The organism is Burkholderia sp. Se-20373 (genome assembly GCF_017104705.1).
Classification (GTDB): Bacteria; Pseudomonadota; Gammaproteobacteria; order Burkholderiales; family Burkholderiaceae; genus Burkholderia.
The window spans coordinates 1-15,047 of sequence record NZ_JAAGPH010000039.1 but is presented as its reverse complement, the minus strand read 5'-3'; the positions used below and the strand labels follow the sequence as shown (position 1 = coordinate 15,047).

The window sequence follows — 15,047 nt, the reverse complement described above, 5'->3', positions numbered from 1 at the left end:
GCACCGGAATAGGGAATTCTGGATAGTCAGGATTTGTGGTTGATGCCCCGAAACGGTGAATCCGGACGTCGATTCGTGCCCGAACGCCGCGCCGTTGGCGCTTTCGGCGGGCTGTCCCGTTCGGGACTCGATTCCTGGCAGTGGCCGGTACTTTCGCCGGGCGATTCGTGCGACGATGCCTCGCATCGGGAATACCGGGGGGCGGAAAGATGCGCGAAGTGCGTTGGGCGTCGCTCGAAGGCGACGGGGTCGAACATCTGACGTTCGACCGGAGCGGCGGCGGGATCGTCGTCGAAAGCGCGGTGGTCGGCCAGCGGTACGGCCGTGCGTACGGGCTCGCGTATCGCGTCGAGTGCGATGCGCACTGGCGCGTGACCCATGCGGTGCTCAAGGTGATGGGCGGCGGCACGCTCGAATTGCGCGGCGACGGCGCGGGCCACTGGCGCGACGGCTCGGGCCGCGCACTGCCGGAGCTCGACGGTTGCATCGACATCGACATCGCGGCGACGCCGTTCACGAATTCGCTGCCGATCGGCCGCCTCGGGCTCGCGCGCGGCGAGCGGCGGCCGATCGACGTCGCGTACATCTCGACGCCGGACCTGAAGGTCACGCCGGTCAAGCAGGCCTATGCGTGCCTCGAGCCGGGCCGGCGCTATCGCTACGAAGGAATCTTCCGCGACTTCACGGCCGAGATGGAGATCGACGACGACGGGCTCGTCGTCGATTACGAGACGCTGTTCAGACGTCTGCCGGCGCCGATGCCCGCGGTGCGCTGAACCCGGGCCGCGACCGGGGTGAGTGCCGGCCGCTCCTGCGCGGACGCGAAGCGGTCGATCCGCGACGCGATCATGTCGGGGTGGCGCAGCACGATCCAGTGCGTGCCGTCGATTTCCTCGCGCACGTGGTCGCCGAGCCAGCGGTCGAGGTCGACCGACATTTCGGGCGTCACGTAGCGGTCGCGCACCGGCACCAGGATCTGCACGGGCGCCTGCGCGTACCGCTCGCGCGGCTTGCGTGCCCGTGCGATGAAGTTCGCGCGGTACAGCTGCAGCCCGTTCAGCGCGTTCTTCAGTTGCACGGGATCGCGCTCCGCACGCACGCGCTCGGTGAGCTGCAGCCAGCGCGGCCACAGTGCCGCGCCGCCGAGCCGCCACACCAGCGACGGCACGAGCGGCAGGTGGAAGAACGCGATGTACCACGACTTCAGGCTTTGCTTGAGCCGCATCTTCGCGCGGAACACGTGATCGAGGCACGGGCCCGAGATCGACGTGTACGACGCGATCCGGCCGCGGAACGCGGGGTCGGTCACAGCCTCCCAGCACTGGATCGACCCCCAGTCGTGGCCGACGAGATGGAACGGCCGGCCGCCGCAGGTTGCGTCGGCCACCGCCTTCAGGTCGGCAGCGAGCCGCTCGAGCGTGTAGTCGGCGCGGCGGCGCGGCGCGTCGGACGCACCGGCGCCGCGCACGTCGTACGCGATCACGCGGTAGCGCTTCGCGAGCCGCGCCCGGATCGGCGCCCATACGGCTGCCGAATCGGGGTAGCCGTGCACGAGGATCAGCGGCGGGGCGCGACGCGACCCGCTTACGTAGACGGCGAGTTTCACGTCGCCGGACTGGACGGTCAGCATCTCGTGGGCGCGCGCCATGGCGTCATGCCTGCGGAACCGGGTGCAGCGGCACGCGGCGCGGGGCGGCTTGCGCGGCGTAGCGCGCGTTGGTCGCGTCGATGTTCTCGAGCAGCGTGTCGAGCCCTTGCAGGTACTGGTGGTTGTCGTGGTCCCACGGGTGGAAGCCCGGACGGAAGTAGTCGAGCCATTCGCGCGCGATGCTCGGGAACACGCCGTGCTTCGGGCCGTACAGGTACTTCACGAGGCGCCACATGCCGCCGAACTTGCCGTGCTCGCGACGGTGCGCGCGCATCAGGCGCACGTGGAAGTCGAACACGATGGTCCAGAAGAACACGGTGGTCGTCAGCATCGTGCCGGTGCGCAGCAGGTAGCTGCCGAGGCCCGGCTTCGTCACGGTGCGCCACACGTCGTAGGACACGGCCTTGTGCTCGGTTTCCTCCATCGCGTGCCACATCCACATCTGCTGGTAGCCTTCGACCGAGCCGTCGATGCGGTGCTCGTGGCCCGACAGCAGCTGGTTCGCGAGGATCGCCGTGTAGTGTTCGAGCGCGATCGTGATCGCCAGCTGCATCGAATGCGGCAGCACTTTCTTGAACCAGCCGAGGATCGTCCACAGGCGCTTGTCGAGCTTGTGCGCGGGCAGGCCGGCCGCCTGCAGCAGGTCGTTGTATTCGATGTGCTCGCGCGTGTGCATCGCTTCCTGGCCGATGAAGCCGAGCACCTGCTTCTTCAGTTCCGGATCCTCGATCTGGTCGCGATAGTTGCGCACCGAATCCATGAAGAAGCGTTCGCCGGCCGGGAACAGCAGCGACAGCGCGTTCATGAAGTGCGTGACCGGTACGCCCTGCACGTGCCAGTCGCGCGCGCGCTCGGGGGGCAGCGCGAAACGGATGTCGCGCCGCACGGGCATCATGTTCGGGGTCGTCATGATTGTTCTCCTCCCTGGTTGCCTGCATTGTTGTAGGTGGCGTGCAGCGGCGCGGCCGTCGGCGTGCCGCGCGCGGCGCGGCGGGCCTTCGCGGCCTCGCGGCGCGTGGCGAGCACGACGAGCGCCTGGTACGCGGCGGGCAGGATGCGCGCCATCCAGTCCGCGCCCTTCGCGTCGCGGCCGATCAGCACGCGGCGCTTGTTCTTGCGCACGCCGGCGAGGATCGTGCGCGCGGCATCGTCGGCGGTCGTGATGAAGAACTTCTCGAAGCTGTCCTTGCCTTGCTGTTCGCTCTCGACGATGAAGCCGACCATGTTCTTCGCGACACGGCTCGATTGCGCGATGTTCGTGCGGATGCCGCCCGGATGCACGCAGGTCGCCGACACGCCGCACTTCATCATGTCGAGTTCCTGGCGCAGCGATTCGGTGAAGCCGCGCACCGCGAACTTGGTCGCGTTGTAGCCGCTCATGCCCGGCTGCGCGAAGATCCCGAAGATGCTCGACGTGTTGATCACGTGGCCGTCGCCCGACGCTTTCAGGTGCGGCAGGAACGCCTTCGTGCCGTGCACGACGCCCCAGAAGTTGATGTTCACGATCCACTCGAGATCGCTGTATTCCATCCCTTCGATCGTGCTCGACAGCGCGACGCCCGCGTTGTTGAAGATCAGGTTGACCTTGCCGTGTTCCTTCGCGGTGTCGTCGGCCCACGCGAACATCGCGTCGCGGTCGCCGACGTCCAGCACGCGCGTCGACACGCGCACGTTCGGCGCGATCGCACGGACGATCCGTTCGGTTTCGGCGAGGCCCACGCCGTTCTTGTCGGCGAGCGATACGTGGCAGCCGGCCTGCGCGAGCTGGATCGCGAGCGCGCGGCCCATGCCCGAGCCGGCACCCGTGATCGCGGCGACCTTGTTGGCGAAATCTCTCATGTCGGTGGCTCCTTGTCTGGCTCAGGCCGCTTCGGCGGACGGGGAAGTCGAAGCGGAAGCGGCGGGCGCGGCGGCGGGCCGCGCGGTCGTGTCGTGTTGCGGTGCGCGATACGCGTGGTAGTCGGCGATCGAGAAGTGCGCGGTCGCCTGGCGGAAGCGCCACGTGAAGCCGGGCCACAGCGTCGTGTTCTTGCCGGTGCGCGGATCGAGGTACCAGCTCTTGCAGCCGCCCGTCGACCAGATCGCCTTCTTGAGCTTGCCTTGCAGGTCGCTGTTGAACTGCGCCTCGACGAGCGGGCGCACTTCGATCGCGTCCGCCCGTTCGCGACGCATCGCCTGCAGTGCGCCGAGGATGTACTCGATCTGCGACTCGATCATGAACACCATCGAGTTGTGGCCGAGGCCCGTGTTCGGGCCGACGATCATGAAGAAGTTCGGGTAGCCGGGCAGCGTCGAGCCGAGATACGCGTGCGCGCCGTCGCGCCATGCGTCGACGATGTCGAGCCCGCCGCGGCCGATGATCGCGCCGCGCGGATACGGATCGGCCACCTGGAAGCCGGTGCCGTAGATCAGGCAGTCGACTTCATGACGGCGGCCGTCGGTCGTCACGACCGCGTCGGCTTCGATGTGGTCGATGCCGGTCGTGATCACGTCGACGTTCTTGCGCGACAGCGCCGGGTAGTAGTCGTTCGAGATCAGCACGCGCTTGCAGCCGAGCGTGTAGTTCGGCGTGACGATCTTGCGCAGCTCCGGATCGGGAATCTGCTTGCGGATATGGCGCAGCGCGAGCTTCTGCACGTTCTTCATCAACGACGGATGGATCGCGAAGCCGAGCACGCGCGATTCGAGCATCCAGTAGATGCTGCTGCGCACGGCCTTCTGCGTGAACGGCAGCGTGCGGAACAGCCATTTCTCGAACCCGGTCAGGTTGCGGTCGGGCTTCGGCATGATCCACGGCGGCGTGCGCTGGAACAGCGCGAGTTCCTTCACGCGCGGCGCGATCTGCGGCACGAACTGGATCGCGCTTGCGCCGGTGCCGATCACCGCGACGCGCTTGCCTTCGAGCGCGTAATCGTGATCCCACTGCTGCGAGTGGAACGCACGGCCCTTGAAGTGCTCGACGCCGGGAATCGACGGCAGCGCGGCGCGCGACAGCCCGCCCATCCCCGACACCAGCACGCGCGCGGACAGCCGCTTGCCGTTCGCGAACGTGAGGCGCCAGCGTTGCGCGGCCTCGTCGTACTCGGCGCGCTGCAGTTCGTGGTTCAGGCGCAGGTGCGGGCCGACGCCGAAGCGCTGCACGCAGTCTTCCAGATAGGCGCGGATTTCCGGCTGCGGCGCGAACATGCGCGTCCAGCGCGGGTTCGGCGCGAACGAGAACGAATAGACGTGCGATTGCACGTCGCATGCACACCCGGGGTAATGATTGTCGCGCCACGTGCCGCCGACCGACGCGGCCTTCTCGAGGACGACGAAGTCGGTCACGCCTGTTTGACGCAGGCGGATCGCCATCCCGAGGCCGGCGAAGCCGGTGCCGATGATGGCGATGTCGATGGTTTCGTCCAGGCCATCGTGGCCGGGCGGACCGAAAGGCAACGTGCGAGCATTCATCCGGGTGTCTCCGATTTGGCTCATTTTCGAATGTTACATTGTTTGATGTAACGATAGTGGGTGAGCCCGGAAACCGCAAGAGGCTAGAAGCGGCGCTCTAAGGGCCGGAAGCCAGGCGGGAAAAGGCTGAGCGGGGTTTGGAACGGGCCGGCTTCCGCATGGCGGGATACGCGGAAAGGGCCGCCGGCAGGGCGTGAGAGGGTGCGGGAGAGACCGCCGGCGCGCGGCGGCCTGTTTGAAACGGTGTCAGGGACGGATCGATTGACTGGCTGTCTCATGGAAAACCCCGGCCACGATCGTGACCTGCGCGAGCGCATAGAGGCCCCAGATCAGGTAATCGATGCCCGGAAAACCGCCGAGGAAGCGGCCGACACCGATCAGCGTATCGGAGCCGACGAAGATCAGGCTGCCGATGGCCACCAGCGGGCCGCGTGTACGGGCGGCGAGCGCGAAGCTCGCCATCGCGCACAGCACGAGCATGTAGACGGCGACCGGCGCCATCAGCTCGCCGAGATGCGGGAAGAACGCCACGTAGAACGCGGGCGCGGCGATCCACAGCCCGACGAGCGCGACGATGCGCCAGCCGTGCGGCCGCGCGCGCCAGCGCATGAAGATCGCGCAGTAGCACAGGTGCGTGAGCAGGAACGCGCCGAGGCCGAGGACGAACGACAGCGGCCAGTCGGGCAGCGCGAGCAGCACGTCGCCGAGCACGGCCGTCACGAGCGCCGCGCACAGCCACGCGCGTTCGCGCGGTGCGGCGCAGGTGCTGCCCGCCGCGAGCAGCAGGATGCCCATCGCGGCTTTCGCGATGGCCTGGCCGGGATAGGGCGCCGCGGCGAGCGACAGTCCATATAGCAGCGCGGCGACGACGGCGAGCGGCCAGAGCCGGCGGTAGGGGGCGGGAAGCGTGGCGATCAAGGCGGGTGTCTCCGGTTTGTTGTCGTCTGCGGTGGACGGCGCGCGGTCGAGCGCGCGGCTGTCGGCCATTATCCGGAAGAAAGGGCGTGCCAAAACCGGCGAATCCTTCTAGGAAACGACCGGGATCGCGATGCACGAGGATTGCCCGCCGGCGCAGCAATCCGGCGATGCCGGGCGCCGATGCCTGGGCGCGGCCGCCGGATTTCTCCGCGCGTTGCCCCGGTCGAACCGGGGCAACGACTTCAATTCGGCTTGCTATGATCGCCGCGGTATTGCCGTTGTCGATGTGGTTGTTGCTGTCGTTGTCGTTGTTTCCGCCCGGCCTCGCGACTGGATGCGCGAGCCGGAGTGGGCCCGATGAATCCCGGCCGTGCCTGGCCCGAGCGCTGATGCGAAGCGGGGCGGGCAGGCCTCTCCTCGAAAACAGGTCCGACCATGACCGAACTTCTCCACGGCGACGGCGCGATCCGTCGCACGACGCCGTACGGCTCGTCGATCGAAAACACCTACGCGGGCGTGCTGTCGTTCATGCGCCGCAACTATTCGCGCGAACTCGACGGCGTCGACGTCGCGATCTCCGGCGTGCCGCTCGATCTCGCGACGACCTACCGCTCCGGCGCGCGGCTCGGGCCGGCCGCGATCCGCGCGGCGAGCGTGCAGCTCGCGGAGCTTCATCCGTATCCGTGGGGTTTCAACCCGTTCGACGATCTCGCGGCGGTCGACTATGGCGACTGCTGGTTCGACGCGCACAACCCGCTGTCGATCAAGCCCGCGATCGTCGAGCATGCGCGCACGATTCTCGGTTCCGGCGCGAAGATGCTGACGCTCGGCGGCGACCACTACATCACCTATCCGCTGCTGGTCGCGCATGCGGAGCGCTACGGGAAGCCGCTGTCGCTGATCCATTTCGACGCGCACTGCGATACGTGGGCCGACGACGATCCGGACAGCCTCAATCACGGGACGATGTTCTACAAGGCCGTGAAGGAAGGGCTGATCGATCCGGCGACGTCGGTGCAGGTCGGGATTCGCACGTGGAACGACGACTTTCTCGGGATCGAGCGGCTCGATGCGGCATGGGTGCATGACCATGGCGCGCGGGCGGCGGTCGAGCGGATCGTCGATATCGTCGGCGCGCGGCCGGCGTACCTGACGTTCGATATCGATTGTCTCGATCCGGCGTTCGCGCCCGGCACCGGCACGCCGGTCGCGGGCGGGCTGTCGTCGGCGCAGGCGCTCGCGATCGTGCGTGCGCTCGGCGCGGTGAACCTGATCGGTGCGGATGTGGTTGAGGTCGCGCCCGCGTACGACCACGCGGACATCACGGCGATTGCGGCCGCGCATGTCGCGTGTGACCTGCTGTGTCTGTGGCGGCAGAAGAAGGTGGCGGGATCGCTGACGTAAGCCGGGCATGCGCGTGCCGCTGGCGCGGTGCGCGCATTGCCGGATCGAGGTGCCGTGTGCTGTTCGTATCCGGTGAATCGGGAGAAAAGTCTTCGCGGATTTCCGTGGAAGGGCCCTGCCGACTCGTTGGCGAAATCCGCGAAATGTCAGTGGTTGGCCGCTTCCGTACGTCAACGACGCGCTTGCATGTCACCGATGACGTGCCGCGACTTCATCCAGCAAAACCTATCGACTCCTGAAGAAAGCCGCAAGCATGTCGTCTTTCGGCGCTGCGGGTTGCGTTGTTTGCTGTTTTCCCGACTGTCCGCGAGATCGAGAGTGATCCATCCCGGCGCCGGCGCTATCCGGCCAGGCCCCCGTATAAACCGCACGCGGCCGGATGAGATCGGATTGCTCGCGCTGCTCCAGCCCGTGCGCGACCCAGCCGATCGAGCGGCCGAGCGCGAACAGGCCGAATGCGGCGCCGACGGGAAGCCGCAAATGTCTGCGTAACGCCACCAGCGCGAGATCGAGCGAGGGCTTCTGACCGACGAGCGCGCTCCCGGTATCGATCATCCTTTTCCACTGCGGATGACGCGGCAGGATCCGCGACAACAGATACGTCGCGCGCACGTCGCCATCGGGGTAGAGCGCATGTCCGAAGCCCGGCAAGCCGTCTCCCCGGGCGAGACGCGCGGCCATTTTTTGCTCGACATGCTGATTGCCCAGTTCATCCCACAGTGCTTCGCCACGCGCGGTGGTGGCGCCGTGCCGCTCGCCCGACAAGCCGGCCAGGCCGCCGACCACGACGGCGCGCAAGCTCGCGTTCGTCGACGCGATGCACCGCCCCGTGAAGCTCGACGCGTTCAGTTCGTGATCCGCGCACAGCACGAGCGCCATCCTGATCAGCTCGGCGCCCGCCGGCCCGACGCCCCATGCCCGCGCGCATTGCGCGTGGATGGGTGCGGTATCGATCCGGGTGCGCAGCAGGCATGCCGCCAGAATCCGCACGAGATCGCCGCAGCCCTGCGCCTGACGATCGGCCGACTGATGCCAGGTCGCCGTGGGCGCGTCCTCGCTCGCGACGGTGAAGAGCGGCAGCAGTGCTTGCTCGGTGCGTTGACCGGCGTAGTGCCTGAAGAGCGTTCGCAGTACTGATGGCGTCGTGGGGACGTGACGGCCGAAAGCGGTCTGCTCGTCGCATCGCCACAGCAGCGCCGCGACTTCCTCGAGACTCGCGCGGGCAGCGAGATCGAGTGCATCCACGCCGCGATAGAAAAGCCGGCCGCCATCGATCAACGTGATGCTCGATTCGAGCACGGGCGACCCCCAGTTCAGCGCGGCCTTCGCCACTTCCTTCGGCTTGCGGCCGCGTGCGCGTTGATCCGCGAGGCGCTCGACCTCGGCCGCGAGGTAGCGGCTTTCACGGTGGCTGTTGCCCGGTTCCGCGCGAAGCAGGCCGCGGCTGACGTACGCGTAGAGGGTTTGCCGCGAGACACCGAGCCTTGCCGCGGCTGCGGTCGAATTCAGGTAGTTCGACATCGTGCGCAGGGGGAATCGTTCGACAGATTGATCAGGATAATCAACGTTGACAGCAAATGCGAGCGAGACGATCTTTGCCTCACCGAATTCATGCGAGGCGAACATGGGTGTCGATCAAATGTCGAGGGAACGGGCCGCAGCCGATGACGAGCGGGTGTCGCGTCATCTACGGGCGTTCTGGCGCGCGGCGGGTGGGTCTCAGGCGTTCCTCGAGTCGTGCCGCTTCAGCGGGTCGGGAGAACTGGTTTCGGCATTTCGCGTCACCGACCTGGCCACGGCGGCGATCGGCGCGGCAGCGGCGTCCGTTGCCGAATTGCTGCATGCATCGACCGGGACGTTGCCGGCGGTTCGGGTCGACCGTCGCATGGCGTCGCTATGGTTCGGCACGTCGCTGCGTCCGCATGGCTGGTCCATGCCGCCGCAATGGGATCCGGTGGCCGGCAACTATCGGGCACGCGATCGCTGGATCCGGTTGCACACGAACGCGCCGCATCATCGGCTGGCCGCGTTGTCGGTGCTCGGCTGCGCCGCCGATGCGCAGTCGGTCGCGCAAGCGGTGAATCGCTGGGATGCCGCCGCGCTCGAAGAGGCGATCGTCGAGCGCGGCGGTTGTGCCGCGGCAATGTACTCGGCGCGGGAGTGGGCCGGGCATCCGCAGGGCAACGCAGTCGCAACCGAGCCGTTGCTGCATGTCCGTGCCGCGACCGATGCCGTCGCGCACGACTGGCGGCCTTCGAAAAACCGGCCGTTGCGCGGCATTCGCGTGCTCGACCTGACGCGCATTCTCGCCGGTCCCGTCGCGACACGGTTTCTTGCAGGCCTGGGCGCCGACGTGCTGCGCATCGATCCGTACGGCTGGGAAGAGCCGGGGACGGTGCCCGAAGTCGTCCTCGGCAAGCGGTGCGCGCGGCTGAACCTGAAGGATGCCGCGGATCTCGATACGCTCAAGCAGATGCTCGGCAGCGCGGATATCGTCGTGCACGGTTATCGGGCCGATTCACTCACGCGCCTTGGACTCGATGCTGCGCATCGGCGCGAGCTGAATCCTGCGCTCATCGACGTGTCGCTCGACGCTTATGGCTGGCGTGGTGAATGGCGTTACCGGCGCGGCTTCGACAGCCTCATTCAAATGAGCACGGGAATCGCCGAGGCGGGCATGCGCGTGATGGGTGGGGACGAGCCGGTGAACTTGCCCGTTCAGGCGATCGACCATGCGACGGGCTACCTGATGGCGACGGCTGCCATCCGCGGGCTGACGACGCGAATGAAAGAGGGCGTCGGTACCGAGGTGCGCGCTTCGCTGGCGCGGACGGCGGCTGAGTTGCAGTTGCGGCCGGAGTCGATGAGCGAGGTGATCGAACTGCTTGCCGACGATCAACGTGATCGTGCGGCGCACGTCGAACCGACGTCGTGGGGGCCGGCATCCCGGCTCCTGCCGCCCGTGCGGATCGACGGTGCGCCGCTACGATGGTTTTATCCGGCGCGCGCGCTGGGTGCGTACGAGCCCGAATGGTTGTCGTCGAACGACGATCTGTGACGCGATGCGATGAGTCGGTTGGTGTCGGTGAGTGGCGACGGGGCGGAAATCGACCTGGCCACGGCGATGCATTTTGCTCAGCGCAATGCGCGGGTCGTCATCATCGGACGGCGCGCGAACGGGCTGGAACACGTGGCCGACGTGATCGGCGGCGTGTTTCCGGATGTCCCCCGCCGCGCCCTGGCCGCCGATCAGGATGTGCCTGATCGGACGGAACGCGTTCGGCGGAGAGGGGGCAGACTAGTGAAACCAGTCGGCCGGCGAAGACCGCCGGCGCGTTGCGCGTCGCCGGATCGAGGGCCTGGCGTTGTGTTTAACCGCGCGTGTCGACCCAGTTGCGTGCCCAGCGGGCCGAATGCTGCAACGCCTGTTCCTCGCTCGTGAAGTAATCGAGCGAATAGAACTGGTAGCGGCCTTCGGTGCGTGGGCTACCGGCGCGTTCAAGCAGCAGGTTGGACGAAAAACTACCGTCGGGCAAACGATGCGCCGAGGGTTGGACGGCATAGCCGTTGTATTGATGAATTTGTTTGTTATGCATTTTAATTTTAATGATGTTCGAGTGCGTGCGTGCCGTGCGGATGTGCACGGGTATGCCGATTCAAAGCCATTGCGAGCTGAATCCGACGCAGTCGTAAAGCGAAAAAGGGCTTGGCAGCCAGAGGGGGAATGAAGTGCAACGAGGCGTGTGGCGCGCGGCGAGCTGCGGAATGAACCGATGCAGCCAAGAGCAATCGCGCCAACTTTGGGAGACCAGGCTCCGCGAGGATGTCGCTGCAACCCGGCGCCCGTGACGGGGCGCCGGGTCCTTCAAACTTTACAGCGGCTTGATGTTGGCCGCTTGCAGACCCTTCGGGCCTTGCTTCGTTTCGAAGCTCACTTTCTGGTTTTCAGCCAGCGTCTTGAAGCCGTCGGCGCGAATTTCGGAGAAGTGAGCGAAGAGGTCGTCGCCGCCGTTGTCGGGGGTGATGAAGCCAAAGCCTTTGCTGTCGTTGAACCACTTGACGATACCGGTATCCATGAAGATTCCTTGGGAAAAAATATGAAGATTTGCTCTGAAAAGAGCGCTGGAAGCGTCAAGGAGGGAGAGGGCAACGAATACCGCTGAGGAGCGATCAATTGATGAACAGCAATCGGACTTCTTGAACTTCGACCGAGACTTTATCCGCTGGGCAGCGCTGGCGTCAATCATTAACTTGTAACTGTTTCGCCACGCCACCCGTTTTGCGGGTGAAGCGATGTGGCCCTGCTTGGCGGAGCGCGCCATGCGGCAGGGCGTGCGGGGGCGGCCACAATAGACGCGAACGCCGACAGTGCGTCCCGCGTTTCCCGACAATTCGACAAGAACAAGAAAGGCCGACGAGTCGTGTGCCCGGCGGCCGTTTTGACACATTGCGCGCGACGTTCTCGCTACTTCGCCGCGAGCGCACGCGGAGCACTTTTATCGACCCATGCGTTGTCGGCCACGTTCAGCTTCTGCGGAATCAGCTTCGCCGCATAAAACGCATCGGCGACGCCTTGCTGGGCCGCGACGATCTTTTCGTCGAGCGGCACCGCGCCGAACGGGACACGCTTGAGCCACGTCTCGACGAGCGGTTGCGGCAGGCCGACCTTCGGTGCGATCAGCGCCGCCGTGTCGGCCGGATGCGTGTTGACCCACTGGCCCGTCTCGCGCGCCTGCTTCAGGATCGCGCCGACCACGTCGGGATGCTGCTGCGCGAAGTCCCGCGTGGCTTCGTAGAAGTTGTTGGTCGCCGCGAGGCCCGTGTAGTCGGACAGCGTCCGCACCTTGAGCGCATTCTGCGCAGCCGCGTAGTAAGGATCCCAGACGACCCACGCATCGACGTTGCCGCTCTCGAATGCGGCGCGCGCATCGGCTGGCGGAAGATACACGGGGCGGATTTCGTCGTAGCGCACGCCGGCCTGCTTCAGTGCTTCGAGCAGCAGGTAGTTCGCGCTCGAGCCCTTCTGCAGCGCGATCTTCTTGCCGCGCAGGCCGGCGACCGAACCGATCGGCGAATCGGCCTTCACGATCACGGCCTCGTTGTGCGGCGCCGGCGGTTCCGCGCCGACATAGACGAAGTGCACGCCGGCCGCCTGGGCGAACACGGGCGGCGGCGCGCCCGTATAGCCGAAGTCGACGCTGTTCGCGTTCAGCGCTTCGAGCAGTTGCGGGCCGGCCGGAAATTCGAACCACTGCACGCCATAGCCGAGCGGCTTGAGCCGCGCTTCGAGCGAACCTTGCGCCTTGATGACCGACAGCAGGCCGGCCTTCTGGTAACCGATGCGCACGACCTTGTCGGCGCCGCCTTGCGCGAAGGCCGACGCGGCGGACAGCGCGATGAGCGTGGTGACGGCGGCGGTGCGGGCGATCCAGCGGGTGAAACGAATCATCGAACGGACTCCATGCAAAACGTCTTCGGGCGAGCGGCGGTGCCGCTCGGTTGGAAGAATCGTCGCATGGGCAATCACGCCCGCAAACCAAGCATTGCCGATATCAATATGACGGCGGCGCGCCTATGCTTCGTCGCTGCCGTGTTCCGGTGAAGGTGTGCCGGACTGCCGCGCGGCCTCGTCGCTGAGCTTCTTGTCGAGGATCGTCGCGACGCGGCCGCCGAGATACGCGCTTGCCGCGGTTTCCAGTGCGCGGTTCGTCTCGCCTTCGACGAACACGGCAGCGAGCGGGCGCAGGCGCCAGATCGCGTCGACCAGTTCGGGCACGTCGGTGGCGGGCGGCAGCGTGCCCGCGTCGTAGCGGTCGAGCCGCTTCACGACGAGATCGACGAGCAGCCGCGCGATCGCGTCGAAGTGCGGCCGTGCGAGGCTGATCACGTCGAGCAGCTCGCGCGGCGGTATGCCTTCCTTTGTCATCGCGGCGGCCGCTTCGAGCAGCGCGGGACTCTTGGCGACGAACGACAGGCCGCGCCGTTCGAGCAGGCCGAGTTCGGTCACGCGCGACAGCTGCGTGGTGGCCTGCGGGCCGAACATCTGCGCGAGCGCGGCAAGCGAATAGGTCTTCGGCAGTTCGTGCGACCAGCGGCCGCCGATCGCGTTTTCGAGACCGAGGATCGAGCGCAGGTCGTGGCCTTCGTCGATCGCCTTGATCAGGTCCTGGATGTTCGACAGCGTGTAGCCGCGCGCGAGCAGGTGGTTGATCAGCTTCAGCCGCGCGACGTGCGTGTCGTCGTAGATGCCGACGCGGCCGCGCTTTTCCGGCGGCGCGAGCAAACCGCGATCCTGGTACGCACGGACGTTGCGTACGGTCGTGTCGGACACGCGCGCAAGTTCGTCGACCGTGTACTCGTTGCGGGCGTCCGGCGCCGCCTCGTCGGGTGTGGAATGAGTCTGTTTTGACATGCGGCCATTCTAGCGCGACGCGACAGGCTCAGGCGAGACGGGGAGCGCGTCCGCACCGTCGCCGAGCGGGCGCTGCAGCAGCGCCGTATCGATCCAGCGGCCGTGCTTGAAACCGACCGCCTTCAGCACGCCGGCCGGCTCGAAGCCGAACGCGCGATGCAGCGACGTCGAGCCGCCGGTACCGCCGTCGGCGATCACCGCGATCATCTGCCGCCACGGGCCGGCCTCGCAGCGTTCGATCAGCGCGGCGAGCAGGGCGCGGCCGATTCCGCGCCCGCGCTGCGCATCGTCGATGTAGATCGAGTCCTCGATCGTGAAGCGGTACGCACGGCGGGTGCGGTACGGCGTCGCGTACGCGTAGCCGGCCACGCGGCCGTCGCATTCGGCGACGAGATACGGCAGCCCGTCGCGTAGCACCGCGTCGCGGCGCGCGCGCAGTTCGGCGACATCGGGCGGCGTTTCCTCGAACGATGCGACGCTGCGGTGCACGTGGTGCGCATAGATCGTGCGGATCGCGTCGAGGTCGGCGTCGGTTGCGTCGCGAACGACACAGGCGGGGGCGGTGGGCATGGCGGCGGTCCGGTGAATTCAAAGCGTCACTATGCCGGTCGCTGGAGCGGATCGCAAAGCGTTGTTCGGCGACCGCCGCCTACAGCCGTCCGTCCGCCGCGTGAACGGCTTCGGCGATTGCGTCGGCGACGCGCTGCACGCGCGGCGACCGGCGCACGTCCGGGTGGACCACGAGCCAGATCTCGCGCTCGATGTCGCAGCGCGGTGCAGCCGTCAGCTCGACGAGCGGCGCGCCCGCATGCGCGGCCGGATCGTCGACGAGAAACCGCGGCAGCAGCGCGACGCCGGCGCCGGCCGCGCACGCGCGATGCTGCGCGGCCAGGTCGTTGGTGACGAACGCGAAACGGCGACCGGCCGCGAAGCGGGCGAGCCACTGATGCTGCGGCGTCTGGGCGAGCGCGTCGTCGTAGCCGACGAACGGCCAGGTGTCGGGCGGTGCATCTGCCCATTCCGGTGCTGCGCACAGCGCGAAACGCATCGTGCCGAGCCTGCGTGCGGCGAGCCCCGGCTCGGTCGGCCGCGACAGCCGCACCGCGAGATCGGCTTCGCGTGCGTACAGGTTCGCCGCGTGCATCTCGCCCAGCAGGTCGATGCGCAGCGCCGGCCATGCGCGCTGAGCGCGGGCGAGCCGCGGCGCGAGGAAGT

Annotated in this window: 15 protein-coding genes; 3 read left to right on the top strand and 12 right to left on the bottom strand. The window is 67.0% G+C overall.

Going from position 1 to position 15,047, the window contains the following annotated elements; translation table 11 throughout:
• The first annotated feature begins 209 nt into the window (after positions 1-209).
• Positions 210-776 carry a putative glycolipid-binding domain-containing protein gene (locus G3N96_RS15530; RefSeq protein WP_206137718.1) on the top strand — a complete coding sequence of 189 codons (567 nt, stop codon included), beginning with the start codon at positions 210-212 and terminating at the stop codon, positions 774-776.
• Here the strand turns inward: G3N96_RS15530 and G3N96_RS15525 are convergent.
• The 5 genes from G3N96_RS15525 to G3N96_RS15505 all read right to left on the bottom strand — a co-directional run bounded on the left by G3N96_RS15525 (position 725) and on the right by G3N96_RS15505 (position 6,016).
• The gene (locus G3N96_RS15525) at positions 725-1,648 is read right to left on the bottom strand and encodes an alpha/beta fold hydrolase (protein ID WP_124584040.1); all 924 of its coding nucleotides are present in this window, start codon (positions 1,646-1,648) and stop codon (positions 725-727) included. The genes G3N96_RS15530 and G3N96_RS15525 overlap by 52 nt on opposite strands.
• A 4-nt stretch (positions 1,649-1,652) precedes the next feature.
• On the bottom strand, positions 1,653-2,558 hold the full coding sequence (locus tag G3N96_RS15520) for a metal-dependent hydrolase (protein ID WP_206137717.1): 906 nt from the start codon (positions 2,556-2,558) through the stop codon (positions 1,653-1,655).
• Positions 2,555-3,487 (bottom strand): SDR family oxidoreductase, encoded by a 933-nt coding sequence (locus G3N96_RS15515; protein ID WP_206137716.1) that lies wholly within the window; start codon positions 3,485-3,487, stop codon positions 2,555-2,557. Before G3N96_RS15515 ends, G3N96_RS15520 begins: the two co-directional genes overlap by 4 nt.
• Before the next feature lie 21 nt (positions 3,488-3,508).
• Positions 3,509-5,098, bottom strand: a complete 1,590-nt coding sequence (locus tag G3N96_RS15510) for an NAD(P)/FAD-dependent oxidoreductase (RefSeq protein ID WP_206137715.1) — start codon at positions 5,096-5,098, stop codon at positions 3,509-3,511.
• A gap of 246 nt (positions 5,099-5,344) precedes the next feature.
• Positions 5,345-6,016: a lysoplasmalogenase gene (locus G3N96_RS15505; RefSeq protein WP_206137714.1), complete on the bottom strand. Its 672-nt coding sequence runs from the start codon at positions 6,014-6,016 to the stop codon at positions 5,345-5,347.
• A 435-nt stretch (positions 6,017-6,451) separates the two neighbouring features.
• Here G3N96_RS15505 and speB point away from each other — a divergent pair, with 435 nt between their 5' ends.
• The gene (gene speB, locus G3N96_RS15500) at positions 6,452-7,420 is read left to right on the top strand and encodes an agmatinase (protein WP_206137713.1); all 969 of its coding nucleotides are present in this window, start codon (positions 6,452-6,454) and stop codon (positions 7,418-7,420) included.
• 225 nt (positions 7,421-7,645) lie between these two features.
• Here the strand turns inward: speB and G3N96_RS15495 are convergent, their stop codons facing one another.
• The gene (locus G3N96_RS15495; RefSeq protein WP_206137744.1) at positions 7,646-8,941 is read right to left on the bottom strand and encodes a citrate synthase family protein; all 1,296 of its coding nucleotides are present in this window, start codon (positions 8,939-8,941) and stop codon (positions 7,646-7,648) included.
• 103 nt (positions 8,942-9,044) lie between these two features.
• Between G3N96_RS15495 and G3N96_RS15490 the strand changes: the two genes are divergently transcribed.
• On the top strand, positions 9,045-10,478 hold the full coding sequence (locus G3N96_RS15490) for a CoA transferase (protein ID WP_206137712.1): 1,434 nt from the start codon (positions 9,045-9,047) through the stop codon (positions 10,476-10,478).
• Positions 10,479-10,791: 313 nt separating this feature from the next.
• Here G3N96_RS15490 and G3N96_RS15485 read toward each other — a convergent pair whose 3' ends face one another.
• The 6 genes from G3N96_RS15485 to G3N96_RS15460 form a co-directional block, all read right to left on the bottom strand.
• A complete protein-coding gene (locus G3N96_RS15485; protein WP_089475116.1) occupies positions 10,792-11,016 on the bottom strand; it encodes a hypothetical protein in 225 nt (74 codons plus the stop codon).
• A gap of 276 nt (positions 11,017-11,292) precedes the next feature.
• Positions 11,293-11,496 (bottom strand): cold-shock protein, encoded by a 204-nt coding sequence (locus tag G3N96_RS15480; protein WP_006485974.1) that lies wholly within the window; start codon positions 11,494-11,496, stop codon positions 11,293-11,295.
• Positions 11,497-11,885: 389 nt separating this feature from the next.
• The gene (locus G3N96_RS15475) at positions 11,886-12,869 is read right to left on the bottom strand and encodes a sulfonate ABC transporter substrate-binding protein (RefSeq protein WP_206137711.1); all 984 of its coding nucleotides are present in this window, start codon (positions 12,867-12,869) and stop codon (positions 11,886-11,888) included.
• A 123-nt stretch (positions 12,870-12,992) separates the two neighbouring features.
• Entirely contained in the window at positions 12,993-13,832 is an 840-nt protein-coding gene (locus G3N96_RS15470; RefSeq protein WP_089442177.1) for a MerR family transcriptional regulator, read from the bottom strand.
• A gap of 9 nt (positions 13,833-13,841) precedes the next feature.
• Positions 13,842-14,402, bottom strand: a complete 561-nt coding sequence (locus G3N96_RS15465) for a GNAT family N-acetyltransferase (RefSeq protein ID WP_206137710.1) — start codon at positions 14,400-14,402, stop codon at positions 13,842-13,844.
• Between the two features lie 79 nt (positions 14,403-14,481).
• The coding region (locus G3N96_RS15460; protein WP_241022655.1) for a LysR substrate-binding domain-containing protein at positions 14,482-15,047 on the bottom strand (566 nt) is incomplete at its 5' end.

What these genes read in the sequence shown, in the direction of transcription:
- G3N96_RS15480 (WP_006485974.1), bottom strand. Translation starts at nt 11,496, where the DNA reads ATGGATACCGGTATCGTCAAGTGGTTCAACGACAGCAAAGGCTTTGGC.
- G3N96_RS15465 (WP_206137710.1), bottom strand. Translation starts at nt 14,402, where the DNA reads ATGCCCACCGCCCCCGCCTGTGTCGTTCGCGACGCAACCGACGCCGAC.
- G3N96_RS15490 (WP_206137712.1), top strand. Translation starts at nt 9,045, where the DNA reads ATGGGTGTCGATCAAATGTCGAGGGAACGGGCCGCAGCCGATGACGAG.
- G3N96_RS15495 (WP_206137744.1), bottom strand. Translation starts at nt 8,941, where the DNA reads ATGTCGAACTACCTGAATTCGACCGCAGCCGCGGCAAGGCTCGGTGTC.
- G3N96_RS15485 (WP_089475116.1), bottom strand. Translation starts at nt 11,016, where the DNA reads ATGCATAACAAACAAATTCATCAATACAACGGCTATGCCGTCCAACCC.
- G3N96_RS15520 (WP_206137717.1), bottom strand. Translation starts at nt 2,558, where the DNA reads ATGACGACCCCGAACATGATGCCCGTGCGGCGCGACATCCGTTTCGCG.
- G3N96_RS15475 (WP_206137711.1), bottom strand. Translation starts at nt 12,869, where the DNA reads ATGATTCGTTTCACCCGCTGGATCGCCCGCACCGCCGCCGTCACCACG.
- G3N96_RS15470 (WP_089442177.1), bottom strand. Translation starts at nt 13,832, where the DNA reads ATGTCAAAACAGACTCATTCCACACCCGACGAGGCGGCGCCGGACGCC.
- G3N96_RS15510 (WP_206137715.1), bottom strand. Translation starts at nt 5,098, where the DNA reads ATGAATGCTCGCACGTTGCCTTTCGGTCCGCCCGGCCACGATGGCCTG.
- G3N96_RS15530 (WP_206137718.1), top strand. Translation starts at nt 210, where the DNA reads ATGCGCGAAGTGCGTTGGGCGTCGCTCGAAGGCGACGGGGTCGAACAT.
- G3N96_RS15525 (WP_124584040.1), bottom strand. Translation starts at nt 1,648, where the DNA reads ATGGCGCGCGCCCACGAGATGCTGACCGTCCAGTCCGGCGACGTGAAA.
- speB (WP_206137713.1), top strand. Translation starts at nt 6,452, where the DNA reads ATGACCGAACTTCTCCACGGCGACGGCGCGATCCGTCGCACGACGCCG.
- G3N96_RS15515 (WP_206137716.1), bottom strand. Translation starts at nt 3,487, where the DNA reads ATGAGAGATTTCGCCAACAAGGTCGCCGCGATCACGGGTGCCGGCTCG.